We start from the raw sequence: 24,255 nt of genomic DNA on the forward strand, positions 1-24,255 counted from the left end.
TCCTGCGGCACTCCCGCCGCCCCGCCCTGGCATCTAAACTGTGGCTGTCGGTTTACCCGGCAGCCACAGTTTTTGTTTAAGCTGCAGGGCTCCGGCGTCCGCTTCGAGGCAGGAGTTTCCATGGTCCATCCAGCATCAGGCTTCCGAGGCACCCGTGCCGGTGTTGTCGCAGGCTCCGGATCGAGCCTGCAGAGCAATGACTCGTCCTCCCAGCCCCTCCCGCGCATCCGGGTGTCCTACTGGTGCGCGAAGGGCCATGAGACCCAGCCGGTGTTCCTGAAAATGCCTGACGACCAGATTCCGCAGACGTGGGACTGCCGGCGGTGCGGCGCGACCGCTTCCCGGGACGGCCAGGCGGCGGCGCCGGATGACCCGTTCGACGACGGCTACAAGAGCCACCTGGAATACGTTAAAGAACGGCGCTCCGGCCAGGACGCCGAGGACGTCCTGGCCGGAGCGCTGGAAAAGCTACGCTCCCGCGGCGTCCTTCCGGACCAGCTGCTCGGGGACACGTGAGGCTGCGTTCTCGTCGATAAGCCACAGGGTCCGGGACGTTCCCCGTGGGCCCGACGCAGGCACCTGCACCGGGTTGGCCCCGGCCAGGGCGAGTCCGACGGCTCCGGCCTTGTCCTCGCCTGCAACAACCATCCAGACCTCCGCCGCCGTATTGATGGCAGGCAGGGTCAGGGAAATCCGCAGCGGTGGCGGCTTGGGGGAGTTCCGCACCCCAACCACTGTTAGCTCCTTCTCGCGGACTCCGGCCTGCTCCGGGAACAGCGATGCAATGTGGGCGTCCGGACCAACCCCCAGCAGCACCACGTCCAGGCGGGGGAGTGCGGACGGTTCCTCAGGCCTGTCGTCGGACATGTCCGCCGCGTGCTCGGCTGCCGCGGCATCCCGCAACTGGCGTGCATAGTCCTCAGCCGCTTCTTCGGGTGTGCCGAACTCATCGGCAGAACCCGGAGAGTGGATCCGTTCCGGGTCCACCGGAATGTGGGACAGCAGCGCGTCAAACGCCTGCTTGGTATTCCGGTCCGGATCTGCGGCACCGATGAAGCGTTCGTCACCCCACCAGAAGTTGACCTTGGACCAGTCGACGGCGGGCGCCGCCGGGGAGTCCGCAACAGCCTTCAGCGTGCCGATCCCGACGGTTCCCCCGGTGAGCACCACCGTGGCTTCGCCGTACTTGTCCTGGACATCAACGAGCTTGGTGATCAGGCGTGCCGCTATGGCGGCCATGAGGACGGACGAATCAGGATGGATGCTTACTCGTGGGTCAACGCTCACTGGGTCGGACGCTCCTTAGATTGGTACGTGGCAGTCCAATAGTAATCACTTCGCCAAATACTTCGTCGGGGTCCAGGCGGCGCAGTTCTTCGGCGAGGCAGTCGCGGAGGCTGCGGCGCGGGAGGGAGATCCGCTGGGCGGGCTGGCCCGGCTGGGTGAGCTCGGCGATGGACAGTCCCGGCCGGAAGAGTTGGACGTCCCCGCCTGGGCGGGTCAGCCGCACGCGGCGGATGCCGGTCCCGGCGGGGTCCGCGACGATGGTCACCGGGGCGTCCAGGGTCAGGGTCAGCCAGGCTGCGAGCAGGATGGTGGAGGGTGAGTCCGAGGCGCCTTCGACCGCTACCGCCGTCACGGGCGAGGAGTCCACCTCGTCCAAGGCGGCCGCGAGCTGGATGCGCCAGTTGGTCAGGCGCGTCCAGGCGAGGTCGGTGTCGCCGGCTTTGTAGGTCCGGTGGATGCGTTCCAGGGCGGCCTGGGGGTCGGGTTCGTTCGCGGAGTCGGTGATCCTGCGGTGGGCGATCGCACCGATGGACGTTTCGCAGGCGTTCTCGGGGGCGCCGTGCGGCCACCAAGCCACGATCGGCGCGTCCGGAAGCAGCAGCGCGGCGACCAGGGACTCACTTTCGCGGGCGAGTTGGCCGTAGCCGCGCAGCACGATGACCTCGGAGGCGCCGGCGTCCCCGCCGACCCGGATCTGGGCGTCGAGCCGGTCCTCGTTGTCCTTCCCGGCATCGGCGAGCACGATGATCCGGCAGGGGTGTTCGCGGGAGGCGTCGTTGGCGGCCTCAATCGCTTCTTCCTCGAGCCCGGACTTGGTCACAACCACGAGGGTCAGGACCCGGCCCAGGGCGATCACGCCGCCCTGCTCGCGCAGGGCCATGAGTTTCTTGGACACCTTTGAGGTGGTGGTGTCCGGCAGGTTAACGATCATGGCCTTCTCCAGGTTCGTCCGTCGCGGGCCAGCAGCTCGTCAGCCGAGGCCGGGCCCCAGGAGCCGGGGGCGTAGGGTTCGGGCTGTTCGGACAGTGATGCCCAGTATTCCTCGAACGGGTCAAGGATCTTCCAGGAGAGCTCCACTTCCTCATGACGGGGGAACAGCGGTGGCTCACCCAGCAGCACGTCCAGGATCAAACGCTCGTAGGCTTCCGGGGAGGACTCGGTGAACGAGTGCCCGTAGCCGAAGTCCATGGTCACATCCCGGACTTCCATCTGCGTGCCGGGGACCTTGGACCCGAACCGGATGGTCACACCTTCGTCGGGCTGGACACGGATCACCACGGCGTTCTGGCCGAAGTCGTCCTCGCCGTGGTCCCGGAAGAGCAGGTTCGGGGCGCGCTTGAACACCACCGCGATCTCCGTCACCCGCCGGCCCAGTCGCTTGCCCGCGCGCAGGTAGAACGGCACCCCGGACCAGCGGCGGGTGTGGATGTCCACGCGCACCGCAGCGTAGGTTTCCGTGGTGGAATCGGCGGGGATGCCTTCTTCCTCCAGGTAGCCCAGGACCTGCTCGCCGCCCTGCCAGCCGCCGGTGAACTGCCCCCGCGCCGAATGCGTCGACAAATCCTCCGGGAGCTTCACCGCTGCCAGGACCTTTTCCTTCTCCGCCCGCAGGTCATCGGCGTTGAACGAGATGGGTTCCTCCATCGCGGTGAGCGCGAGCAACTGCAGCAGGTGGTTCTGGATCACGTCGCGGGCGGCACCGACACCGTCGTAATACCCCGCCCGGCCACCGGTCCCGATGTCCTCGGCCATGGTGATCTGGACGTGGTCCACGTAGTTCGCGTTCCACAGTGGCTCGAACAACTGGTTCGCAAAGCGCAGCGCCAGGATGTTCTGCACCGTTTCCTTGCCCAGGTAGTGGTCAATCCGGAACACCGCGTCCGGCGGGAACACCGACTCCACAATGTCATTGAGCTGCCGGGCCGATTCCAGGTCATGACCGAACGGCTTCTCGATGACCACGCGGCGCCACTTGTCCCCGTCGGCCTGCGCCAGGCCGTGCTTGGAGAGCTGACGGCAGACCTGCTCGAACGCTTTCGGCGGGATCGACAGGTAGAACGCGTGGTTGCCCCGGGTGCCCCGGACGTCGTCGAGTTCCTTGATCGTCTCGCCCAGACGCTCAAACGCCGCGTCGTCGTCGAACTCGCCCTGCACAAACCTGATGCCCTCAGAGAGCTGGTTCCACACAGCCTCATCAAACGGCGTGCGGGCATGGGCCTGCACCGAGGCCTTCACCTCGGCGGCGAAATCCTCCTTGTCCCACTCCCGGCGGGCGAAGCCCACCAACGCAAAACTCGGCGGCAACAACCCACGGTTGGCCAGGTCATACACCGCCGGCATCAGCTTCTTCCGGGCAAGATCCCCCGTGACCCCGAAAAGGACCAACGACGACGGACCGGCGATCCGGTTCAAACGGCGGTCACGCGGATCGCGCAACGGATTACGCCCGCGGCCCGCGCCCTTCCTGCCGTATTCAGTTTCTGGCATGGTTACTTTTGCGCCTTAGCTTTCGGTTGCGGATGCGCGGGTGGACAGTGCAGCGACGACGTCCTGCAGCTGGGCCACGCCGGCGGCACGGTCGGTGAGGTGGAGGCGCAGCACGGGACGGCCATGCTCACCCAGGACCTGGGCGTCGCCTGCAGCCTGGGCAGCGATGAGCTCACCAAAGGTGAACGGCCGGTCTGGGATGCCCAGGTCCTCTGCAGGGGCGGCAGTGACCTGGAGGAACACGCCGATGGCAGGGCCGCCCTTGTGGAACTGGCCGGTGGAGTGCAGGAAGCGCGGGCCCCAGCCGAACGTCACGGGACGGCCGGTGGCAGCAGCCAGTTCGTCACGGATGCCTTCGAGCCCGGCGAAGGCCAACCGGTCGAAGTACGCCTGGACGCTCAGGTAGCTGTCGGCGGACAAGGTGCCCAGCAGAGCCTTGACGGCACCCTCTGCGGTAGCGGCCTCGCCAAGCCAGTCGCCGCCGCGCACCTCGATGGCGCCGTCAACGAATGCCGCCGGCGTAGGCTCCGGCTGGGCGTCCAGCAGTCCGCGTGCGGCTACCTTGGCGGCCTCGACGTCGGGCTGGTCGAAGGGGTTGATTCCCAGCAGGCGGCCGGCGACGGCGGTGGCGAACTCCCACACCATCATTTGGGTGGCAAGGCCGCCGGCGATGGCCACCTGGTTGTCGCCGAGTTCGATGTCGGCATCCGCGGCCACAAGCCGCACCACCAGCACGTCAGCCGCGCCGGAAGTGACCTCCGGGGACTGCGGGCCTGCGACGACCGGCAGGATGCCCGTGCCCAGCTTGCCGGTGGATTCGGCGATGAGCTGTTCAGCCCAGTCAGCAAATCCAACAATGCCGGAGCCGTCCTCGGCGATGACAATCTTGTTCCGCAGCGGGTTGGTCCCGCCCAGTGCCGTACCCAGGGCGAGCCCGATGTTTTCCGGCGCATCATCGTTGAGGATTTCGGCAGCTTCTTCTGCCTCGTCCAGGAACGCCTGGATGTCCACCCCGGCCAGGCCGGAGGGTACAAGGCCGAACGCGGTCAGCGCCGAGTAGCGGCCGCCGACGTTGGGATCGGCATTGAAGACAGCCCGGTAGCCGGCTTCGCGTGAGGCCTTGTCCAGCGGTGAGCCGGGGTCGGTCACGATGATGATCCGGCTCTTGGCGTCCACGCCGGCCTCGGTGAAGGCCTGCTCGAAGATCCGCCGCTGGGAATCCGTTTCCAGGGTGGAACCGGACTTGGATGAGACCACGATGGCGGTGGCGGCCAGCCGGTCTGCGAGGGCAGCACGGACCTGGTCCGGGTCCGTGCTGTCCAGCACTGTCAGCTCGACGCCGGCCGTGCCCGCGATGACCTCGGGAGCCAGCGAGGATCCGCCCATGCCGCAAAGCACGATCCGGCTGACGCCTTCGGCGCGCAGGGCGTCACGGAGTTCCAGGATGTCCTTGACCAGGGGCTGTGAAACGGTGGCGGCCTCCACCCAGCCCAGGCGGACTGCGGACTCGGATTCGGCGTCCGGACCCCACAACGTGTGGTCCTTGGCGAAGATCCGGGTGGCGATCCGGTCCTCGACGAGGGCGGGAAGGTGCTGTTCAAGCGCCTGCTGGGCAGCGCCGGTGGCGTCGTAGCTGAGAGTGCTCATAGGTGTTAGGAAGCCTTTCGTGCAGAGGCGAGGGCGCCTTCGACGTCGGCCAGCAGTTCCTTCCAGCTGGCCACGAACTTGTCCAGGCCTTCGGTTTCAAGGAGCGCGACGACCTCGTTGTAGGAAACGCCGAGCTTTTCCAGGGCGTCGAGGGTTGCGTTCGCCTCATCATAGGTGCCGGTGACGGTGTCACCGGTGACCACGCCGTGGTCGAAGGTGGCGTCCAGGGTCTTCTCCGGCATGGTGTTCACGACGCCGGGGGCCACGAGTTCGGTGACGTACAGGGTGTCCGGGTACGCCGGGTCCTTGACGCCGGTGGAGGCCCACAGGGGGCGCTGGGGGAGCGCGCCGGCGTCGGCCAGCAGGGCCCAGCGCTCGGCGGCGAACAGTTCCTCGTAGACCTGGTAGGCCAGGCGGGCGTTGGCCACGCCGGCCTTGCCCTTGAGGGCCTTGGCCTCATCGGTGCCGATCTTGTCGAGGCGCTTGTCGATCTCGGTGTCCACGCGGGAAACGAAGAAGGACGCAACGGAGTGGATCTTCGACAGGTCGTGGCCGTTTTCCTTGGCCCGCTCCAGGCCGGACTGGAAGGCGTTGATGACGGCGCGGTAGCGCTCCAGGGAGAAGATCAGGGTCACGTTGACGCTGATGCCCTCGGCCAGGGTTGCCCTGATGGCTTCGAGGCCTTCGAGCGTGGCCGGGATCTTGATGTGGACGTTGTCCTTGTTGACGCGCTGGTAGAGGTGCTTGGCCTCGGCGATGGTTCCTGCGGTGTCCCAGGCAAGGCGCGGGTCGACCTCGATGGAGACCCGGCCGTCGACGCCCCTCGTGGCGGCAGCGACCGGGGCGAACAGGTCGCAGGCATCGGCAACGTCGGTGGTGGTGATCTCGAAGATCGTGTCCTCCACGCTGGCGCCCTCTGCTGCCTTGCTGGCGATGATGTGGTCGTAGTCGGTACCGGAGGTGATGGCGGCGTGGAAGATGGACGGGTTGGTGGTCACACCAACCACGTTCTTCTCTTCGATGAGCTTGCGGAGGGTGCCGGTTTCCAGGCGTCCGCGGGAAAGGTCGTCGAGCCAGATGGAAACACCGGCGTCGGAAAGCTGCTGGGTGGGAGTAGTCATTGTTATATCTCCTAAAAGTTTAGGTTTCAGGCCTGGAGGCTGGAGAGGGAGTCCTTGGCGGCGGCGGCGACAGCTTCTGCCGTGATGCCGAACTCCTGGAAGAGGCGCTTGTAGTCAGCCGAAGCGCCGTAGTGTTCAAGGCTGACGGAGCGTCCGGCGTCGCCGACGAATTCGCGCCAGCCCAGGGCAAGTCCGGCCTCGACCGAGACGCGTGCCTTGACGGCGGCCGGCAGCACGGATTCGCGGTAGGTGGCGTCCTGCTTCTTGAACCACTCAACGCAGGGCATGGACACCACGCGGGCGGCGATGCCGTCGGCCTGGAGGGCTTCGCGGGCCTGGACGGCCAGCTGGACCTCGGAGCCGGTGGCAATCAGGATCACATCAGCCGGAACGGTGGCGCCGTCCTTCGACGCTTCGGCCAGCACGTAGCCGCCCTTCGCCACGCCTGCCGTGGATGCGAAAGTGTCGCCGTCGGCGTCGCCCGTACCGCGTTCCCACGTGGGAATGTTCTGGCGGGTCAGCACGATGCCTGCCGGGTTGGAGTGGTTCTCCAGCATGGTCTTCCAGGCTGCTGCCACTTCGTTCGCGTCACCGGGGCGGACCACGTCCAGGCCCACGATGGCGCGCAGCGATGCGAGCTGTTCCACGGGCTGGTGGGTGGGGCCGTCCTCACCCAGGCCGATGGAGTCGTGCGTCCAGACGTACAGGGACGGGACACCCATCAGGGCGCCGAGGCGGATGGCGGGGCGCTGGTAGTCGCTGAAGATCAGGAAGGTTCCGGAGAATGCACGGGTGTTGCCCGCCAGGCTGATGCCGTTCACGATCGACGCTGCGGCGTGCTCGCGGATACCAAAGTGCAGCACCCGGCCATACGGGTTGCCGGACCAGGCACCGGTCTGCTTGGAGGCAGGCACGAAGGACGGGGAACCCTCGATGGTGGTGTTGTTGGACTCAGCGAGGTCGGCGGAGCCGCCCCACAGCTCGGGCAGGACCGGGCCGAGGGCGTTCAGGACCTTGCCGGAGGCTGCGCGGGTGGAGACATCCTTGCCGGCCGGGAAGACCGGAAGCGCGGCGTCGACGTCGGCAGGGAGTTCCTGCGCCTCGATGCGCTGGAGGAGGGCGGCGCCCTCCGGGTTGGCTTCACGCCAGGCGTTGAAGGATTCTTCCCAGGCCTTGTGTTCTGCGGCGCCGCGTTCCACCACTGCGCGGGCGTGGTCCAGGACTTCCTGGTCCACCTCGAAGGACTTGGCGGGGTCGAAGCCCAGCACCTCCTTCAGTGCGGCCACCTCTTCGGCGCCAAGGGCGGAACCGTGGATCTTGCCGGTGTTCTGCTTCTTGGGGGCCGGGTAGCCGATGATGGTGCGCAGCGAGATGATGGACGGCTTGGAGGTTTCGGCCTTGGCGGCGAGCAGGGCGCTGTAGAGCTCCTGGACGTCTTCCTTGTATTCGCCGGTCCGGGTCCAGTCCACGCGCTGGGTGTGCCAGCCGTAGGCCTCGTAACGCTTCAGGACATCCTCGGTGAACGCGATGTCGGTGTCGTCTTCGATGGAGATGTGGTTCTCGTCGTAGATCACCACGAGGTTGCCCAGTTCCTGGTGTCCTGCCAGTGAGGACGCCTCGGACGTGACACCTTCCTGGAGGTCGCCGTCGGAGGCGATGACCCAGATGGTGTGGTCAAACGGCGACTCGCCGGCGGGAGCATCGGCGTCGAACAGGCCACGCTGCCGGCGCTGGGAGTAGGCGAATCCCACCGAGGACGCCAGGCCCTGGCCCAGCGGGCCCGTGGTGATCTCCACGCCGGCGGTGTGCTTGTACTCGGGGTGGCCGGGAGTCAGCGAGCCCCACGTGCGCAGGGCCTCAAGGTCCTTGAGTTCCAGGCCATAGCCGGAAAGGAAAAGCTGGATGTAGAGCGTCAGGGACGTGTGGCCGGGGGACAGGACGAACCGGTCACGGCCAAGCCACTGCGGATCGCGCGGGTCATGGCGCATCAGCTTCTGGAAGAGAAGGTATGCGGCGGGGGCCAGGCTCATGGCAGTGCCGGGGTGGCCGTTGCCCACCTTCTCCACCGCGTCCGCGGCGAGGACACGGATGGTGTCCACGGCGCGCTGGTCCAAGCTGGTCCATGACAGTTCTTGCTCTTCCAAATGTGGCACGAAAACCGGGCCCCTCTCTGTGCTGGTGGCGGCGGTACACCGGATCCGTCCAAGGGCGCGCTGTTTGGCGCCCGCTGCGGTGTGTACCAGCCGTTCACCATCGAAACGTTGATCCTTGCATTCAGTCACGGACAGCAAGCGGGAATGCGTTTTCCACCGCTTTCTTGCTGCGTGCTGATCTGGTGACAGCTTAGCTCTTATCCATACTGCGGGCGGCGCAAATCTCACGTTTTGGACGCAATTTCCCCTTTTGTGAATGACCTTCACGGAGGGTTGAGTTAATCTGCTCGAATGGGCCCGCGAGCGATCAATTGCGCATAGTGCGGGGCGGGGACAGGGCCGTTGGCGCGGTATGATAATCGGAGGCCAACGCCGGGCGCGCATCCCTATCGCCGCCCGGGGTATCCCGGCTGTTGCACGCACGTGAAGCGTTTCCTTCCTTAAGTGCCGTGCCCGGGTCCGGGCCGCACGACCGGAGCTGCCTGCCAGCCTCAACTGCCACACAGAACGGGTGACTGCCACCGTGAGCACAACAGATACGCCGCTGAACGCATCCCGGGCCTCCGGCATAGGGTTTGCCCGTAAGGCCAAGGCGTATCTCGCCCTCACCAAGCCGCGCGTGATTGAGCTGCTCCTGGTGAGCACCCTGCCCACCATGATCTACGCCGAGCGGGGCTTCCCGTCCATCGGGCTGATCCTTGCCACGCTGGTGGGCGGCGCCTTTGCTGCCGGCAGCGCCGGAGCCTTCAACTGCTACATCGACCGGGACATCGACAAGCTGATGCACCGGACGGAAAACAGGCCGCTGGTCACCGGCGAAGTCACCCCGCGGGAAGCCCTGGTCTTTTCCTGGCTGCTGGGCGCAGCCGCCATCGTGATCCTGTGGTTCGGCGCCAATCCGCTCTCTGCCTGGCTGGGCCTGGGTGCCATCTTCTTCTACGTGGTCATCTACACCATGATCCTCAAGCGCCGCACGGCGCAGAACATCGTATGGGGCGGTGCCGCAGGCTGCTTCCCGGTGCTGATCGCGTGGGCTGCCGTGACCAACTCGGTGGAGTGGCCCGCCGTCATCCTGTTCATGGTGATCTTCCTTTGGACGCCGCCGCACTACTGGCCCCTGTCCATGCGCTATGGCGAGGACTACCGGAACGCCAACGTCCCCATGCTTGGAGCCATCGCCGGGGCCAAGGTCGTCTCTGTCCAGGTGGTGCTGTACGCCTGGGCCATGGTGGCCTCCTCCTTGCTGATGATCCCGGCCGGCGGGGCGGGCTGGGTGTACACGGTGACGGCCGTCGTCGCGGGCGCCTGGTTCCTCTATGAGTCCCATGCGCTGTACTCCCGCGCCCACCGCGAGGATATTTCCGACAAGCGCGCCATGAAGGTGTTCCACGGTTCCATCAGCTACCTGACGCTGCTGTTTATCGCCCTCGCGGTGGACCCCTTCGTTGGAAGTGCTGTCATGCCCGGCTAGCCACTGCGGCCTGGCACCACGGCGGCTCCTGCTTCAGGCAGGAGCCGCCGTTGTGCTTTAATCGTCGACAGGAAAAATGTGACAAGTTTGTCATATCTATCACATTAACTGTCATTGCCGGTGACCGAATGCTTACGGTGGAGCGGACCCTTCCCGCGACCAAAGGAAATCCCCATGGAAGCCCGTCCCGCTGCCGTCTCCGCCCCCAGCCACAGCCCGCCCGGAGGAGGCGGCGGAGGCCGCCGCCGGTTCCTGTCCCGCCATCCCTTCTTCGCCCACCTTGGCGCCGACGTGCCGGCATCGCTGGTGGTGTTCCTGGTGGCACTCCCGCTCTCGCTGGGGATTGCAGCGGCCTCCGGGGCGCCCATCATGGCGGGACTTATCGCCGCCACCATCGGGGGGATCGTGGCCGGAAGCCTCGGCGGCTCACCCCTCCAGGTGAGTGGACCGGCGGCCGGACTGACCGTCGTCGTGGCCGGCCTCGTCCAGGAATTCGGCTGGCAGGTGACCTGCGCCATCACCGCGGCCGCCGGCGTCGTCCAGCTTTTGCTGGGTTTCAGCCGGGTGGGAAGGGCCGCCCTGGCGGTGTCGCCGGTAGTGGTCAAGGCCATGCTCGCCGGCATCGGCGTCACCATCATCCTGCAACAACTGCACGTGATTCTCGGGTCCAGGCCCGCCGGATCCGCCCTGGAGAACCTCGCCGGACTCCCGGCGGCCATTACCAACCTCGAGCTGCACGCGGCCCTGCTGGGGCTGGCCGTCGTGGCGATCCTGCTGTGCTGGAAGTTCCTGCCCGCCGCTGTCCGGCGGATTCCCGGGCCCTTGGCCGCCGTCGCGGCAGGAACCGCACTGTCCGTGGCTTTTGCGCCCGGCGTTGAACGCATATCCCTGGACGGGTCCATCGTCGACGCCATCGCCCTGCCGCAGCTCCCTGACGGAAACTGGCGCGCCTTCGCGTTCGCCGTCATGACCATGGCGCTGATCGCCAGTATCGAGTCCCTTCTGTCCGCTGTGGCCGTGGACAAGATGCAAACCGGTCCGCGGACAAACCTCAACCGGGAGCTTATTGGGCAGGGTACGGCAAACATCCTCTCCGGGTCGCTGGGCGGCCTACCGGTGACGGGTGTGGTCGTGCGCAGCGCCACCAATGTGGAAGCGGGCGCGGCCACGCGCACGTCCGCGGTGCTGCATGGGGTGTGGATCCTTGCGTTCTCGGCCCTCTTCTCCGGTCTGATCCAGCTGATTCCGTTGGCTGTCCTGGCCGGCCTGCTGGTGGTGATCGGTGCCCGCCTGATCAAAGTGGCGGACATCCGCACCAGCCTGCGGACCGGGGATCTCCCGATCTATGCGGTGACCCTGGTCTGCGTGGTGTTCCTGAACCTGCTTGAGGGCGTCATGATCGGCCTTGCGCTTGCCGCCGCCAACGTCCTCTGGCGTGTCCTGCGGGCCCAGATCCATGCCCACCCGCCGGCCGCCCCGTCGTCGCCCTGGCGCGTGACGATCGCCGGTTCGTGCAGCTTCTTCGCGCTGCCAAAGCTCAACCCCGTTCTCCAGGTTGTACCGGCCGGCAGGAACGTGGTGGTGGAGCTGAACGCGGACTACGTCGACCACTCTTTCCGTGAAGCCCTGCTCGCCTGGCAGCTGCAGCACCAGGCCACCGGCGGAACCGTGCGCCTTGAGGAACACGGCAACACCGTTTTCCAGGATGCCGGTCACCAGGCACCCAGGCGCGAGGAAGCCACCGAACTGCCGCTCCCGCCGCGGAAGGAACCCCTGCTGGTGGGGGTCAACAAGTACCACCGCCGGTTTGCCCACCAGGTCCGTCCGCTGGTCCATGACCTGACGGAAGGCCAGAACCCTGACAGCCTGTTCGTGGCCTGCGTCGATTCCCGCGTCAACCCGAACCTGATCACCAGCAGCGGCCCCGGAGATCTGCTCACGCTGCGGAACATCGGCAACGTGGTGTGCAGCCACGGGCGGGACGACTCGATTGATTCGGCCCTGTCCTTTGCCGTCAACGGCCTGCGGGTGCAGTCCCTGGTCATTTGCGGGCACTCCAACTGCGGTGCCATGAACGCGCTCCTTGCGGAAGCCGACAGCGGAGATAACAGTTCCCTGGGCCCGGCGTTCAACCAGTGGCTGGACCATGCCCGGCCCAGCTATGCGGCACTGCTGGCTGGGCACCCGGTGGGCAGGCAGGCCGCCGCAGCGGGCTACGGGACCGTTGACCAGCTCTCGATGGTCAACGTGGCCGTGCAGCTGGCAAAGCTCCAGGACCATCCGGTGACCGGGCCCGCACTGGCCGATGGGACGGTCCAGGCCACGGGACTCTTCTATGACATTGCCACGGCCCGGGTCCTCCAGGTTTCCTCCGACGGCATCGAGAACCTGGATCCTGCCTTCGACGCCGGCCGCCAGGGCAGCGTCGCCGCAGCCGGCCGCTAGCCAGCGGACTTAAAAGGAGGCGCCCCGGTCCTGACGTGGACCGGGGCGCCTGGCGCCAGATGCGCTGGAGGCTATTTCACCTTGCTGGACCGCGCGATGTCCCAGGCATTGGTCGAGGCTGCCATGAGCAGCGCCGCGCCGAGCATGTGCGCTGCCACCAGCAACGCCGGGATGCCGTTGTAGTACTGCGTGAACCCGATAATGGCCTGCAGCACGGTAACGCCCAGGAGCATCAGGACTGCCGTCCGGAACGGGCCCGAAATGCGGCGGCGAATGACCAGCACCAAGGCCACCACGGTGCCCGCCGTCACCAGGTAGGCCGGTACGGCGTGGATGTGGGAGAACAGGTCCCAGTCGAGGTCGTTGCGGGGGGCGTCAGCGTCACCGGCGTGCGGACCGGCGCCGGTGACGACGACGCCAAGCATGACGGCCACGGCGGAGAAGAGTGCGACGGCGGCCGTCACCGGACGCAGCACGGCCGGCAGTTCCGCGGGGCGGCCTGCGGGGAAGCGGCCGGTCCGGCCGAAGGCGCGGTTCACCAGCAGGGTGGAGAACACCACCAGGGCCATCGACACCAGGAAGTGCAGGCCCACCACCCACGGGTTGAGGTTGGTGAGCACGGTAACGCCGCCGATGACGGCCTGTGCGGGGATGCTGGCGAGCAGTCCGAGGGCCAGCAGGAAGAGGTCCTTGCGTTCCTTCCGCAGGTTCCACAAGTAGACCAGCATGAGCGCGGCCACAGCGGCCAGCGCGAAGGTCAGGAGCCGGTTGCCGAACTCGATGAAGCCGTGGATGCCCATCTCGGGAGTGTTCACGATCGAGTCCGAGGTGCAGCGGGGCCAGGTGGGGCAGCCAAGGCCTGAGGCCGTGAGGCGGACAGCGCCGCCCGTGACCACCAGAAGCGTCTGGCCGATCAGGGATGCGACGGCGAGGCGGCGGATGCGGACGTCCACCGTGCGGGGGAGCCGCGACGCCAGGCGGCCGGCAAGCTGGGGAAGGCGTGAAGCCGTGGTCACGATTATCTCAATTCCACTTGAACCAACGGATGGCTGCGGCTCCGGCAATGACTGTCCAGAGCAGCAGGATCAGGGCGGCGCCGCCGTTCACGGCCCCGCCCAGGAAAGCGGCGCGCATCGATTCACCGAGGGCGCCGGAAGGCAGGAAATGGACGACGGCCTGCGCCGCGGCGGGCAGCCGTTCGGCCGGGAGGACGATCCCGCCCATGGCACCGAGGAGGATCCACAGCAGGTTAGTGATCGCCAGCGTCGCTTCCGGCCGGACGGTTCCGGCCACCAGCAGCCCCAGGGCAGTGAAAGCCGCTGCGCCCAGTGCCAGCAGCGCAAGCCCGGGGAGCCAGCCGGCCGCCGTCGGCTGCCACCCCAGCGCCAGGGCAACAAGGCCCACCACCACTACCTGGAGGCAGAGGACGGCCAGCACCGAGAGAACCTTGCCGGCGATCAGGCCGCCGCGCCCAAGGGGCGTCGTGGACAGGAACCGGAGCACCCCGTAGCGGCGGTCGAAGCCGGTGGCGATGCCCTGGCCGGTGAAAGCCGTGGACATGGCGCACAGGGCCAGGATGCCCGGAACGGCCACGTTGATGCGGCTGGAGCCCATTCCGTCCAGGAAGGGCGTCACCGTCAGGCCGACCAGTGCCAGCAGGGGCAGCACCACAGCCAAGATCAGCTGTTCGCCGTTGCGCAGCATGGTCAGTGCCTCGTATTTGCCCTGCAGGAGGACGCGGCGCAGCAGGGACGCGGGCTGTTGCGTCTCCCGGATCGCTGCGGTACTCATCGGATGTCCTTTCCCGAGATATCCAAAAAGACGTCTTCAAGGCTACGCGCCTGGAGGCTCATCGACGCCGGCATGATGTCCTTTGCTTCCCACCACTGGGCAAGCGCAGAGAGGTGGCGGGGCGTGAGGGCGCCGGTGACGGCGTAGCTGCCCGCGCGGGTTTCGGAGACGTCGACGCCGTCCGGCAGCACGGCAGCCAGGTCCAGCCCGGCGGGTGCTTCGAACACCAGGGTCCGGACGTGCTCGCCGGCATGGTCCGCCACGGGGCTGCGCTGCAGCAGCTCATGGACGGTTCCTTCGGCGACGTTGCGGCCGCCGTCGATGATGTACACATAGTCCGCAAGGCGCTGGGCGTCGTCCATGAGGTGGGTGGTGAGGATGATTCCCATGCCGCCGTCGCGCAGTTCGGCAATCAGGTCGAACACCAGCTGGCGGGACTGCGGGTCCAGGCCGGCGCTGGGCTCGTCCAGGAACAGGACTTCGGGCCTGCCGATCAGGGCTGCCGCAAGTGCCAGGCGCTGCTTCTGGCCGCCGGACAGCCGGCGGACGCTGGTGCGGCTGAAAGTATCGATGCCGAGCCGGCCCACCAGGTCCTGCAACGGCCAGGGGCGGGCGTACAGCCCGGCGATATGCCGCAACAGTGGCAGTGGCCTGGCCGACGGCGGAAGCCCGCCGTCCTGCAGCATCACACCGACGCGGGAGCGCAGGTCGGCGCCTGCCGTGGCGGGGTCCTGGCCCAGCAGCGAGATGCTGCCGCCGCTGCGCTTCTGGAGGCCCTGGGCGCACTCAAGGGTCGTCGTCTTTCCGGCGCCGTTCGCGCCCAGCAGGGCGGTGACCTGCCCGCGCTCCGCGGTGAGAGAGACGCCGCTGACAACCCTGAGCATCTTTCCGTCCAGGCTGGAAAGGGGGCCTACGTCCTTGATGAGCCCATGGATGGACAGGACGGGGGACTGGGGGGATCGCACCACAGTATTCTACGGGATGTAGTATATGGAGCCGTCCGTCAGGAAGGTCCCCTATCCTTGGAGTTTTGCGTGCAGCCGGCCAAGGTCAGCCTGCCCTTACTGGAGCACGGGACTAAATTACGACATGATTGTGTTGTGTATTCCATGACCAACGCTACCGCTGTGCCTGTTGCCGGGCCGGGTCCCGCCGCGTCCGGTCCTGTGGCGGACGCCGACGAGCGCACCCGGGACCGGGTCCTTGCTGCCGTCCTGGAACACGGTCCCGTCAGTGCGGCCGAGTTGGGGGACATGCTGGGGTTCACCCCGGCCGCTGTCCGGCGCCACCTCGACCACCTGTCCCGGGCCGGCATTATCGAGGTCAAGCGGGTTGCCAAGCCGGGAGCAGGTGCCGGCCGGCCCGCACGCCGCTACGTCCTCAGCTCGCAGGGCCAGTCCAGCCTGGGCAACGACTACCTGGACATTGCAGCCCTTGCCCTCCAGCAGCTGCAGAAGGTGGCCGGCCCCGACGCCGTACGGGCGTTCGCCGAGGAGCGGTTCGCGGACATGGAACGGCGCTACGCGCCCGAAATGGAAAAAGCCGGTCCGGACATCAGGGACCGCGCCACCGCCCTGTCGGCCGCCCTCAGCCGCGACAACTTCGTGGCATCCGCCGCCTCCATCGAGGCCAAGGCACCCCTGCCCGCGGCGCTTTCCAGCGTGCAGCTCTGCCAGGGCCACTGCCCCATCCAGCAGCTCGCCGCCCGCTTCCCGGTGTTCTGCGACGTCGAAACGGAAGTCTTCTCGAGGCTGGTGGGAGTGGACGTACGCCGGCTTTCCACCCTGGCCCGTGGTGGCCACGTCTGCACCACCCACATTCCCACAGGCAGGCTGTCTGCCAGACCGGCCACCGCGCCGGCGGCAGCCCCCGCCCGCCTGGACGAAGTAACCAACCATCAGCAAGAAAGGCCGTGATGACGGACCAACTATCAGAGAAAGCAGTAGCCGAAAACACTGTGATCTCGGAGATTCTGGAGAAGAATCCCGAGCTCCACGGCATCGGCAACTACGAGTACGGCTGGGCTGACAAGAACGACGTCGGCGCCAATGCACGGCGTGGTCTCGATGAAGAGGTAGTCCGGGACATCTCGGCCAAGAAGAGCGAGCCGGAATGGATGCTCGACCTCCGCCTCAAGGGCCTGAAGTACTTCGACCGCAAGCCCATGCCCACCTGGGGTGCAGACCTCTCCGGCATCGACTTCGACAACATCAAGTACTTTGTCCGCTCCACCGAGAAGCAGGCTGCCACCTGGGAAGACCTCCCGGAGGACATCCGCAACACGTACGAGAAGCTGGGCATCCCGGAAGCCGAGCGCAGCCGCCTCGTTTCCGGCGTTGCCGCCCAGTACGAGTCCGAGGTGGTGTACCACCAGATCCGTGAGGACCTCGAGGCCCAGGGCGTCATCTTCCTGGACACCGACACCGCTTTGAAGGAACACCCGGAGATCTTCCAGGAGTACTTCGGCACCGTGATTCCGGTGGGCGACAACAAGTTCGCGTCGCTGAACACCTCAGTGTGGTCCGGCGGTTCCTTCGTGTACGTACCCAAGGGCGTCCACGTCGACATCCCGCTGCAGGCGTACTTCCGCATCAACACCGAGAACATGGGCCAGTTCGAGCGGACCCTGATCATCGCCGACGAGGACTCCTACGTCCACTACATCGAAGGCTGCACGGCGCCGATCTACACCTCGGACTCGCTGCACTCCGCCGTGGTGGAAATCATCGTGAAGAAGGGCGCCCGCGTCCGCTACACCACCATCCAGAACTGGTCCAACAACGTGTACAACCTGGTGACCAAGCGCGCGGTCTGCGAAGCCGGCGCCACCATGGAATGGGTGGACGGCAACATCGGCTCCAAGGTCACCATGAAGTACCCGGCCGTGTACCTCGTAGGCGAAGGGGCCAAGGGCGAGACCCTGTCCATCGCGTTCGCCGGCGAGGGCCAGCACCAGGACACCGGCTCCAAGATGGTGCACATTGCGCCGAACACCAAGAGCTCCATCGTCTCCAAGTCGGTGGCCCGCGGCGGCGGCCGTGCAGCCTACCGCGGCCTCGTGCAGGTCCGGGAAGGAGCCAAACACTCCGCCAACACCGTGCGCTGCGACGCGCTCCTGGTGGACACCATTTCCCGCTCGGACACCTACCCGTACATCGACATCCGCGAGGACGATGTGCAGCTGGGACACGAGGCCACCGTTTCCCGCGTCAGCGAGGAGCAGCTCTTCTACCTCATGTCCCGCGGCATGCCCGAGGACGAGGCCATGGCCATGATCGTGCGCGGCTTCATTGAGCCGATCGCCCGCGAGCTGCCCATGGAATACGCCCTTGAGCTGAACCGCCTCATCGAACTCCAGATGGAAGGATCCGTCGGTTAATGACTGCCGAAGCAACTACCGAGAAGGCGCGCATCGGCGCACCGTCGATCGCCGGTTTCACCGAGGAAGGCGAGCACCTGGTCGCCTCCAAGGTTGACCGCCACCACAGCCACGGCACCCAGGTCATGGCCTCCCGCGCCGAGCGGCTCACCAGCCATGACGTGGCCGACTTCGCCCTGCCCAACGGCCGGGAAGAGGAATGGCGCTTCACCCCGGTGCGCGAACTGGCCAACCTGCTGTCCGATACCCCGTCGGAGGCCGGCGCCCTGAGCCTTTCGGTCGAGGCGCCCGCATCCGTGGTCCAGCGGACCCTTCGCGAAGGTGAGGCCCCCCGTGGCTCCACCCTCGTCCCCGCCGATCGGGCCGCCGTCGTGGCTTCCGCGAACGCCGGCGACGCCCAGCTCATCTCCATCCCTGCGAACGCCGAGTTGGACGAGCCTGTGCGACTGGTCCTGACAGGCAACGCTGCAGGACGCCGTACCAACTCCCACGTGGTGATCCAAGCCGGAGTCAACAGCCGCTCCGTCGTGATCATTGAGCACGACGGCACCGCAGACCACAACGGCAACGTTGAGGTCCTGGTCGGCGAAGGCGCCCACCTCACGGTGGTTTCCCTGCAGCTGTGGGGGGACGACGCCAAGCACCTGGCACAACACGATGCCGAGGTTGCCAAGGACGCCGTATACAAGCACATTGCCGTAACGCTTGGCGGCAAGATCGTGCGCCTGAACTCCAACGTCCGCTTCGCCGGGGAAGGTGCCGAGACGCAGCTCCTGGGCCTGTACTACGCCGATGCGGGCCAGCACCTCGAGCACCGCTCCTTCGTGGACCACAACGTGGCCAACTGCAAGTCCAACGTCCTGTACAAGGGCGCGCTGCAGGGCAAGGGTGCGCACACGGTGTGGGTTGGCGACGTGCTGATCCAGAAGCAGGCTGAGGGAACCGACTCCTACGAGAAGAACCAGAACCTGGTACTCACCGACGGTTGCCGCGCGGACTCCGTGCCCAACCTCGAGATCGAGACCGGCCTGATCGAGGGCGCCGGCCACGCAAGTGCCACCGGCCGGTTCGACGACGAGCACCTGTTCTACCTGATGGCCCGCGGCATCCCCGAGGATGTTGCCCGCCGCCTGGTGGTCCGCGGCTTCCTGAACGAGATCATCCAGCAGATCAAGGTCCCGGCCCTCGAAGAGCGCCTGACCGAGGCTGTGGAACGCGAACTCGCGGCAATCGACTACTAGGGACAGGCAGGAACGTATGAGCGGCACACCCAAGGGCGAGCTGGTTTGCAGCGCCAATGACATCCAGGTCAAGCAGGCGCTGCGGATCCTGATCGACGGCTACCCCGTAGCCGTGGTGCGGGATTCAATGGGGGACATCCATGCCATTGGAGACACCTGCTCGCACGCGGACATTTCCCTGTCCGAGGGCGACGTGGAAGGCTGCGCCATCGAGTGCTGGGGCCACGGCTCCCAGTTCGACCTGCGCAGCGGCCAGCCACTGCAGCTTCCCGCCTACGATCCTGTTCCGGTGTTCGCCGTCGAACTCGACGGAGACGACGTCTACGTGGACGTCACCAGCGTTTTGAACGGTGCAGCAGTAAACAACTACTGAGCGCCCGCAGCATCAGACTTACGAGCGAAAAGAAAGAAGAGCATGTCAACTCTTGAGATCAAGGACCTGCACGTCAGCATTGAGACGGAGCAGGGCACCAAGGAGATCCTGAAGGGCGTCAGCCTGACCATCCGGACCGGCGAGACGCACGCCATCATGGGCCCCAACGGCTCCGGCAAGTCCACCCTGGCCTCCACCATCGCCGGCCACCCGCGCTACACCGTCACCAGCGGCACCATCACGCTGGACGGCGAGGACGTGCTGGCCATGAGCGTTGACGAGCGCGCCCGTGCAGGCGTCTTCCTGGCCATGCAGTACCCGGTAGAGGTTCCGGGTGTCACCATGACCAACTTCCTGCGCACCGCCAAGACCGCAATTGACGGCGAAGCACCCAAGCTTCGTACCTGGACCAAGGACGTCAAGGATGCCATGGAGAAGCTGCGCATCGATGCCGACTTCGCCCAGCGCAACGTCAACGAAGGCTTCTCCGGCGGCGAGAAGAAGCGCGTGGAGATCCTCCAGCTGGAACTCTTCAAGCCCAAGTTCGCCGTCCTGGACGAGACCGACTCCGGCCTGGATGTCGACGCGCTGAAGATCGTCTCCGAGGGCGTCAACCGCGCACACTCTGAGGGCAACATGGGCACGCTGCTCATCACGCACTACACGCGTATCCTGCGCTACATCAAGCCTGAATTCGTCCACGTGTTCGTTGATGGCCAGGTTGTCGAGGAGGGCGGCCCCGAGCTGGCCGACCGTCTCGAGGAAGAAGGCTACGACCGTTACGCAAAGGGCGCCGGCGCAGCTACCATCGCGGCCGAGGCCGCAGTACAGGCCTAGTTAGGACTTGTCATGACCGAAATCAAGCCGGGCCGTACGGCCCTGGAGGACGTCGAAGAGGCGCTCAAGGACGTCATCGATCCTGAGCTTGGCGTTAACGTGGTGGACCTCGGCCTGCTGTACGGCCTGAAGTACTCCGACGAGGACGGCGCGCTCCTGATCGACATGACGCTCACCACCGCCGCCTGCCCGCTCACCGATGTGCTCGAGGAGCAGGTGGGCCAGGCCCTGGACGGCGTTGTGGACGACTGGCGCCTGAACTGGGTATGGATGCCGCCATGGGGTCCTGAGCGGATCACCGATGACGGCAAGGACCAGATGCGGGCCCTCGGCTTCAACATCTGACAAACCTGAAGTACGACGACGGCCGGTCACCTTCTCCACGAAGGTGACCGGCCGTCGTCGTTGGCTCATCGATTGCTGCGTAAATGTCGTTATGACCTCTCAAAACGGCAATTACTCAGCAATCGATGGGGGTGAGCCGGGTTAGAGGGTTGCGGCGCTGAACGTGTCGCACTGGTTGATGTCGCCGGACTGGTAGCCCCGCGAGAACCAGCGCTGGCGTTCCTCGCTGGAGCCGTGCGTCCAGCCTTCGGGGGAGACGCGGCCGGTGGCGGCCTTCTGGATGCGGTCGTCACCTACGGACGCAGCGGCGGACAATGCGTCGTTCACATCCTGCGGGGTGAGGGGCTCCAGGTACGGCTGTCCTGTGGCGGGGTCCGGCGTGGTGGAGGCGTACTTGGCCCACAGTCCCGCGTAGCAGTCAGCCTGCAGTTCGGTGCGGACGGAACCGGACTCGGGTCCCTGCGGATCCTGCTGCGCCCGCTTCAGGTCACCGAGCAGGTTCTGGACGTGGTGGCCGAACTCGTGCGCCACCACATATTCCTGCGCCAGGGGGCCGCCGGAGGACCCAAAGCGGTCCACGAGTTCCTGGAAGAACCCGGGGTCGAAGTACGCCGTGGTGTCCGTGGGGCAGTAGAAGGGGCCCACCTCGGAGGTTGCGGAACCGCATGCGGTGTTGGTGCCGCCGCTGAAGATGACCGCTTCAGGCCGGGGGTACTGCACGTTGTACTGCTTCAGGTAGCCGGGCCAGAAAGCGTTAAGGCTGTTGACGGTGCCCGTGATCCGGCAGTCCAGCCTGGCGTCGGCGTCCGCGCCGGTGCTGCAGGCCGGCGCCGTACCCTGTGACTGCCCGGCGTTGCCGCCTTCGGTCAGGCCGCCGAGCAGGTTGGGGTTGATGCCCAGGAGCAGGGCAACCAGCAGGACCAGGCCGCCGCCGATTCCGCCGCCCACTTTCACCCCGGTGCCCATGCCCCGGCGGTCCTGGACCTGCGAGGGATCCAGCTGAACGTTGTCATTGAAACTCATAACGTCACATTACCCGCGGGCCGGGCCCTCAATCCGCCCGGCCGGTAAAGTTGGTCCGTGCCTTTCCTCGACAAGCTCCAGCGCTGGGCCGGGCAGCGGCCGCACGACACCGCCGTCGTGATCGCCGGACGCCGCCTGGACTGGGAGCAGCTGCGGGACGCCGCCGCTGAACTGGTGGCCGGGACCACGTCCGTCACGGCGCTGTGCGAGGCCAATTCCGTGGACTTTGCCGTGAAATTCGCGGCCGCCGTGGCGGGCGGCCGGCAATGCGCCGTCCTGGATCCGGCGTGGTCCGCCCCGCTGCAGGAAGACATCATCCGGCGGCTGGAAGCATGCGCCGGTCCGGCCCCGGTGTCCCCGGATGACCAGCTGGCCGACGGGCCGCCGGACTCCAGCTTCCTGATCGGCCTCACCTCCGGGACCACGGCCGTACCCAAAGCGTTCACCCGCTCCCGGCAGTCCTGGCAGCAATCCTTCGACGCCTCGATCGAGTTCTTCGGGCTTCGGCAGGATGACGTCACCCTGGCACCCGGTCCGCTGGCGGCCAGCCTGAACCTCTACGCCCTGGCTGAGTGCCTGTACGCCGGTTCGGAGTTCCAGACGCTGGAGACGTTCGACGTCGGCGACGTCCATGCGGCCATCACCCACGACCGGGTCACCCGGCTTGTCCTGGTGCCCACCATGCTGCGGATGCTCAGCGAACGCGGAATGACCGGATGCGTCGATGCCTCCAGCGTGCGGACCATCATCTGCGCCGGTTCCAAGCTTGATGCCCGCACCCTCGAAGCGGCCAGGCGCTGGGCTCCCAATGCCACCATCTACGAGTACTACGGCGCCTCCGAACTGAGTTTCGTCTCCGGCCTGGGCCTGGCCCCCGGCCAGGCTGCGACCGCCGGCGGCACCGGTATCGGCCGGCCGTTTCCAGGGGTCGACGTCCGGATCCTTGATGACGACGGCGCACCCGTCCCCGACGGCGGCTACGGCAACATCTGCGTCCGCAGCGGCATGGTGAGCAACGGCTACCTGTGGGGTGACGACGGCGAAGCGCTGCGGTCCTTCGGCGACTGGTACACGGTGGGGGACCAGGGCTACCTGGCGGACGGTGAGCTGCACATCCTTGGCCGGCGTGCCGACATGATCCTCACAGCGGGGAGGAACGTCTACCCGCATGAGGTGGAACTGGCGCTGGCGGCCGTTCCCGGGGTTGCGGCAGCTGTCGCCGCCGGGATGGCCGATGATTTGCGCGGCCAGCGTGTGGTAGCTGGTGTGGTGCCGTCGCACGGCGGAATTTCTGCCACCCAGCTGCGGGCCGGCCTGGAGGACATCCTGTCCCGGCACAAGCGGCCCTTGCAGTACTACCTGCTCCAGGAGCTTCCCACCACGGACCGCGGAAAGGTCAGCCGGAACCTCCTGCTGGAGTGGATCAACGCCCGCGACGCAAGGGTGCGTGCCCTTGGCGCCTGACCTGCTGCCGCCTGACCTCCTGCCGCCCGAACGCCAGCCGGTCATCATCGCCGCGCGCCGGACCCCCGTGTGCCCCGTCAACGGCGCCCTGCGGAACCTGCGCGCCCACGAACTCCTGGCTCCGGTCCTCCGGAAGCTGGTGGCCGAAGTGCCGCTGGATCCCGCGTCCGTCACCGACGTCGTTATCGGCAACGCCGTGGGCGGGGGCGGGAACGTCGCGCGCCTGGCCCTGCTGGAGGCGGGACTGCCGGCCGGCGTGCCTGGGATCACCGTTGACCGGCAGTGCGGTTCGGGCCTGGATGCAATCGTCCTTGCCGCCCGATTGGTGGCGGCCGGCGGCGGACCACTGTATTTAGCCGGTGGAGTGGAGAGCACCAGTACCGCGCCACTGCGGGCGCACAGGAAGGACGACGGCGGCCCGGAGTTTTACCGCCGCGCCCAGTTCGTGCCGGACAGCTTCGGGGACCCTGACATGGGCGTGGCCGCGGAAACGGTGGCCGAAGAGTACGGTGTTGCCCGCGAACGCCAGGATGACTTCGCGCTGGCCAGCCACCGGAAAGCCCTCGCTGCCATCCGGGACGGACGCTTCATGGACGAACTCGTGCCGCTGGAGACCCCCGCGGGGACTGTCTCGTCGGACGGCGGCCCGCGGGCCGGCCTGACCCCTGCTGTCATGGCACGGTTCCCTGCCGCCTTTGTGCCAGGAGGAACTGTCACCGCCGGAAACTCCTGCTTTGACGCAGACGCTGCCTCCGGCGTCGTCGTAACGTCCCTTGCGCGGGCGCGCCGACTGGGGGTGCGTGACGCCCTGCTGGTGCGCGGCACGGGTACCGCCGGGGTGGCTCCGCAGGTGCTGGGGATGGGCGCTGTTCCCGCTGCGCGGGGTGTGCTGGCTGCTGCAGGCGTGAAAGCGGACGAGGTGGATCTGGTGGAATTCAACGAGGCGTTCGCTTCGCAGACACTCGCGTGCCTCGACCAGCTGGGCATCGCTCCCGGCCGGGCAAACCTCGACGGCGGGGCGCTGGCGCTGGGGCACGCCTACGGTGCGTCAGGTGCCGTGCTGGTGACCCGGCTGCTGGCCCAGGCGCGGCGGGCGGACACCGAGGGTGCCCTGGGTCTGGCGATGATCAGCATGGCCGGCGGCATGGGCACGGCGGCGCTCCTGGAATACCGGCGGCTATAACGCCGCCT

Annotated in this window: 21 protein-coding genes; 11 read left to right on the top strand and 10 right to left on the bottom strand. The window is 66.8% G+C overall.

Annotated elements, in window-relative coordinates:
- Nucleotides 1-120: 120 nt before the first annotated feature.
- Entirely contained in the window at nucleotides 121-516 is a 396-nt protein-coding gene (locus tag LDO22_RS02900; RefSeq protein WP_224027147.1) for an RNA polymerase-binding protein RbpA, read from the top strand.
- Here LDO22_RS02900 and pgl read toward each other — a convergent pair.
- Genes pgl through tkt form a run of 6 tightly spaced genes read right to left on the bottom strand, consistent with a single transcriptional unit; the run spans nucleotide 469 to nucleotide 8,686 of the window.
- Nucleotides 469-1,287 (bottom strand): 6-phosphogluconolactonase, encoded by an 819-nt coding sequence (gene pgl / locus LDO22_RS02905; protein WP_224026041.1) that lies wholly within the window; start codon nucleotides 1,285-1,287, stop codon nucleotides 469-471. The genes LDO22_RS02900 and pgl overlap by 48 nt on opposite strands.
- Nucleotides 1,277-2,218 (bottom strand): glucose-6-phosphate dehydrogenase assembly protein OpcA, encoded by a 942-nt coding sequence (locus LDO22_RS02910; RefSeq protein WP_159632055.1) that lies wholly within the window; start codon nucleotides 2,216-2,218, stop codon nucleotides 1,277-1,279. The genes pgl and LDO22_RS02910 overlap by 11 nt, the downstream gene beginning before the upstream one ends.
- Nucleotides 2,215-3,774 carry a glucose-6-phosphate dehydrogenase gene (gene zwf, locus LDO22_RS02915; RefSeq protein WP_159632054.1) on the bottom strand — a complete coding sequence of 520 codons (1,560 nt, stop codon included), beginning with the start codon at nucleotides 3,772-3,774 and terminating at the stop codon, nucleotides 2,215-2,217. Before zwf ends, LDO22_RS02910 begins: the two co-directional genes overlap by 4 nt.
- A 15-nt stretch (nucleotides 3,775-3,789) precedes the next feature.
- On the bottom strand, nucleotides 3,790-5,421 hold the full coding sequence (locus tag LDO22_RS02920; RefSeq protein WP_224026042.1) for a glucose-6-phosphate isomerase: 1,632 nt from the start codon (nucleotides 5,419-5,421) through the stop codon (nucleotides 3,790-3,792).
- Between the two features lie 5 nt (nucleotides 5,422-5,426).
- Nucleotides 5,427-6,542 carry a transaldolase gene (tal, locus tag LDO22_RS02925; protein ID WP_224026043.1) on the bottom strand — a complete coding sequence of 372 codons (1,116 nt, stop codon included), beginning with the start codon at nucleotides 6,540-6,542 and terminating at the stop codon, nucleotides 5,427-5,429.
- A 26-nt stretch (nucleotides 6,543-6,568) separates the two neighbouring features.
- Nucleotides 6,569-8,686 carry a transketolase gene (gene tkt, locus LDO22_RS02930; protein WP_224027148.1) on the bottom strand — a complete coding sequence of 706 codons (2,118 nt, stop codon included), beginning with the start codon at nucleotides 8,684-8,686 and terminating at the stop codon, nucleotides 6,569-6,571.
- Between the two features lie 520 nt (nucleotides 8,687-9,206).
- Here tkt and LDO22_RS02935 point away from each other — a divergent pair.
- Entirely contained in the window at nucleotides 9,207-10,166 is a 960-nt protein-coding gene (locus tag LDO22_RS02935) for a heme o synthase (RefSeq protein ID WP_159632050.1), read from the top strand.
- Nucleotides 10,167-10,340: 174 nt separating this feature from the next.
- Nucleotides 10,341-12,611 (top strand): bifunctional SulP family inorganic anion transporter/carbonic anhydrase, encoded by a 2,271-nt coding sequence (locus LDO22_RS02940; protein ID WP_224026044.1) that lies wholly within the window; start codon nucleotides 10,341-10,343, stop codon nucleotides 12,609-12,611.
- Nucleotides 12,612-12,682: 71 nt separating this feature from the next.
- On the opposite strand, the gene LDO22_RS02945 is transcribed toward LDO22_RS02940, so the two are convergent.
- The 3 genes from LDO22_RS02945 to LDO22_RS02955 are packed head-to-tail and all read right to left on the bottom strand — an operon-like array spanning nucleotide 12,683 to nucleotide 15,367.
- Nucleotides 12,683-13,627 (bottom strand): COX15/CtaA family protein, encoded by a 945-nt coding sequence (locus LDO22_RS02945; RefSeq protein WP_224026045.1) that lies wholly within the window; start codon nucleotides 13,625-13,627, stop codon nucleotides 12,683-12,685.
- 7 nt (nucleotides 13,628-13,634) lie between these two features.
- Nucleotides 13,635-14,402 (bottom strand): ABC transporter permease, encoded by a 768-nt coding sequence (locus LDO22_RS02950; RefSeq protein ID WP_224026046.1) that lies wholly within the window; start codon nucleotides 14,400-14,402, stop codon nucleotides 13,635-13,637.
- Nucleotides 14,399-15,367 carry an ABC transporter ATP-binding protein gene (locus LDO22_RS02955; protein WP_224026047.1) on the bottom strand — a complete coding sequence of 323 codons (969 nt, stop codon included), beginning with the start codon at nucleotides 15,365-15,367 and terminating at the stop codon, nucleotides 14,399-14,401. Before LDO22_RS02955 ends, LDO22_RS02950 begins: the two co-directional genes overlap by 4 nt.
- Nucleotides 15,368-15,511: 144 nt before the next feature.
- On the opposite strand from LDO22_RS02955, the gene LDO22_RS02960 reads away from it, so the two are divergent.
- Genes LDO22_RS02960 through LDO22_RS02985 form a run of 6 tightly spaced genes read left to right on the top strand, consistent with a single transcriptional unit; the run spans nucleotide 15,512 to nucleotide 20,577 of the window.
- A complete protein-coding gene (locus LDO22_RS02960; protein ID WP_224026048.1) occupies nucleotides 15,512-16,318 on the top strand; it encodes a helix-turn-helix domain-containing protein in 807 nt (268 codons plus the stop codon).
- Nucleotides 16,318-17,781 carry a Fe-S cluster assembly protein SufB gene (gene sufB / locus LDO22_RS02965; protein WP_159632044.1) on the top strand — a complete coding sequence of 488 codons (1,464 nt, stop codon included), beginning with the start codon at nucleotides 16,318-16,320 and terminating at the stop codon, nucleotides 17,779-17,781. The genes LDO22_RS02960 and sufB overlap by 1 nt, the downstream gene beginning before the upstream one ends.
- The gene (gene sufD, locus LDO22_RS02970; protein ID WP_159632043.1) at nucleotides 17,781-19,022 is read left to right on the top strand and encodes a Fe-S cluster assembly protein SufD; all 1,242 of its coding nucleotides are present in this window, start codon (nucleotides 17,781-17,783) and stop codon (nucleotides 19,020-19,022) included. The genes sufB and sufD overlap by 1 nt, the downstream gene beginning before the upstream one ends.
- Before the next feature lie 16 nt (nucleotides 19,023-19,038).
- The gene (locus tag LDO22_RS02975; protein WP_224026049.1) at nucleotides 19,039-19,395 is read left to right on the top strand and encodes a non-heme iron oxygenase ferredoxin subunit; all 357 of its coding nucleotides are present in this window, start codon (nucleotides 19,039-19,041) and stop codon (nucleotides 19,393-19,395) included.
- A gap of 42 nt (nucleotides 19,396-19,437) precedes the next feature.
- Nucleotides 19,438-20,232, top strand: coding sequence for a Fe-S cluster assembly ATPase SufC (sufC, locus tag LDO22_RS02980; RefSeq protein WP_224026050.1), 795 nt, complete (start codon nucleotides 19,438-19,440; stop codon nucleotides 20,230-20,232).
- Nucleotides 20,233-20,244: 12 nt separating this feature from the next.
- Nucleotides 20,245-20,577 (top strand): metal-sulfur cluster assembly factor, encoded by a 333-nt coding sequence (locus LDO22_RS02985; RefSeq protein WP_110543073.1) that lies wholly within the window; start codon nucleotides 20,245-20,247, stop codon nucleotides 20,575-20,577.
- Between the two features lie 141 nt (nucleotides 20,578-20,718).
- Here the strand turns inward: LDO22_RS02985 and LDO22_RS02990 are convergent, their stop codons facing one another.
- Nucleotides 20,719-21,600: a neutral zinc metallopeptidase gene (locus LDO22_RS02990; protein ID WP_224026051.1), complete on the bottom strand. Its 882-nt coding sequence runs from the start codon at nucleotides 21,598-21,600 to the stop codon at nucleotides 20,719-20,721.
- A gap of 57 nt (nucleotides 21,601-21,657) precedes the next feature.
- On the opposite strand from LDO22_RS02990, the gene LDO22_RS02995 reads away from it, so the two are divergent.
- Complete coding sequence (locus LDO22_RS02995; protein ID WP_224026052.1) at nucleotides 21,658-23,064, top strand: AMP-binding protein; 1,407 nt, start codon at nucleotides 21,658-21,660, stop codon at nucleotides 23,062-23,064.
- 4 nt (nucleotides 23,065-23,068) lie between these two features.
- Entirely contained in the window at nucleotides 23,069-24,247 is a 1,179-nt protein-coding gene (locus tag LDO22_RS03000) for a thiolase family protein (protein ID WP_224027149.1), read from the top strand.
- Nucleotides 24,248-24,255 lie beyond the last annotated feature (8 nt).

The organism is Arthrobacter sp. NicSoilC5, assembly GCF_019977395.1.
Lineage (GTDB): Bacteria > Actinomycetota > Actinomycetes > Actinomycetales > Micrococcaceae > Arthrobacter.

Coding starts and splice junctions, on each gene's coding strand:
- sufB (WP_159632044.1), top strand. CDS start 16,318: ATGACGGACCAACTATCAGAGAAAGCAGTAGCCGAAAACACTGTGATC.
- zwf (WP_159632054.1), bottom strand. CDS start 3,774: ATGCCAGAAACTGAATACGGCAGGAAGGGCGCGGGCCGCGGGCGTAAT.
- LDO22_RS02920 (WP_224026042.1), bottom strand. CDS start 5,421: ATGAGCACTCTCAGCTACGACGCCACCGGCGCTGCCCAGCAGGCGCTT.
- sufC (WP_224026050.1), top strand. CDS start 19,438: ATGTCAACTCTTGAGATCAAGGACCTGCACGTCAGCATTGAGACGGAG.
- LDO22_RS02985 (WP_110543073.1), top strand. CDS start 20,245: ATGACCGAAATCAAGCCGGGCCGTACGGCCCTGGAGGACGTCGAAGAG.
- LDO22_RS02960 (WP_224026048.1), top strand. CDS start 15,512: ATGACCAACGCTACCGCTGTGCCTGTTGCCGGGCCGGGTCCCGCCGCG.
- LDO22_RS02910 (WP_159632055.1), bottom strand. CDS start 2,218: ATGATCGTTAACCTGCCGGACACCACCACCTCAAAGGTGTCCAAGAAA.
- LDO22_RS02940 (WP_224026044.1), top strand. CDS start 10,341: ATGGAAGCCCGTCCCGCTGCCGTCTCCGCCCCCAGCCACAGCCCGCCC.
- LDO22_RS02900 (WP_224027147.1), top strand. CDS start 121: ATGGTCCATCCAGCATCAGGCTTCCGAGGCACCCGTGCCGGTGTTGTC.
- LDO22_RS02975 (WP_224026049.1), top strand. CDS start 19,039: ATGAGCGGCACACCCAAGGGCGAGCTGGTTTGCAGCGCCAATGACATC.
- LDO22_RS02990 (WP_224026051.1), bottom strand. CDS start 21,600: ATGAGTTTCAATGACAACGTTCAGCTGGATCCCTCGCAGGTCCAGGAC.
- sufD (WP_159632043.1), top strand. CDS start 17,781: ATGACTGCCGAAGCAACTACCGAGAAGGCGCGCATCGGCGCACCGTCG.
- tal (WP_224026043.1), bottom strand. CDS start 6,542: ATGACTACTCCCACCCAGCAGCTTTCCGACGCCGGTGTTTCCATCTGG.
- LDO22_RS02950 (WP_224026046.1), bottom strand. CDS start 14,402: ATGAGTACCGCAGCGATCCGGGAGACGCAACAGCCCGCGTCCCTGCTG.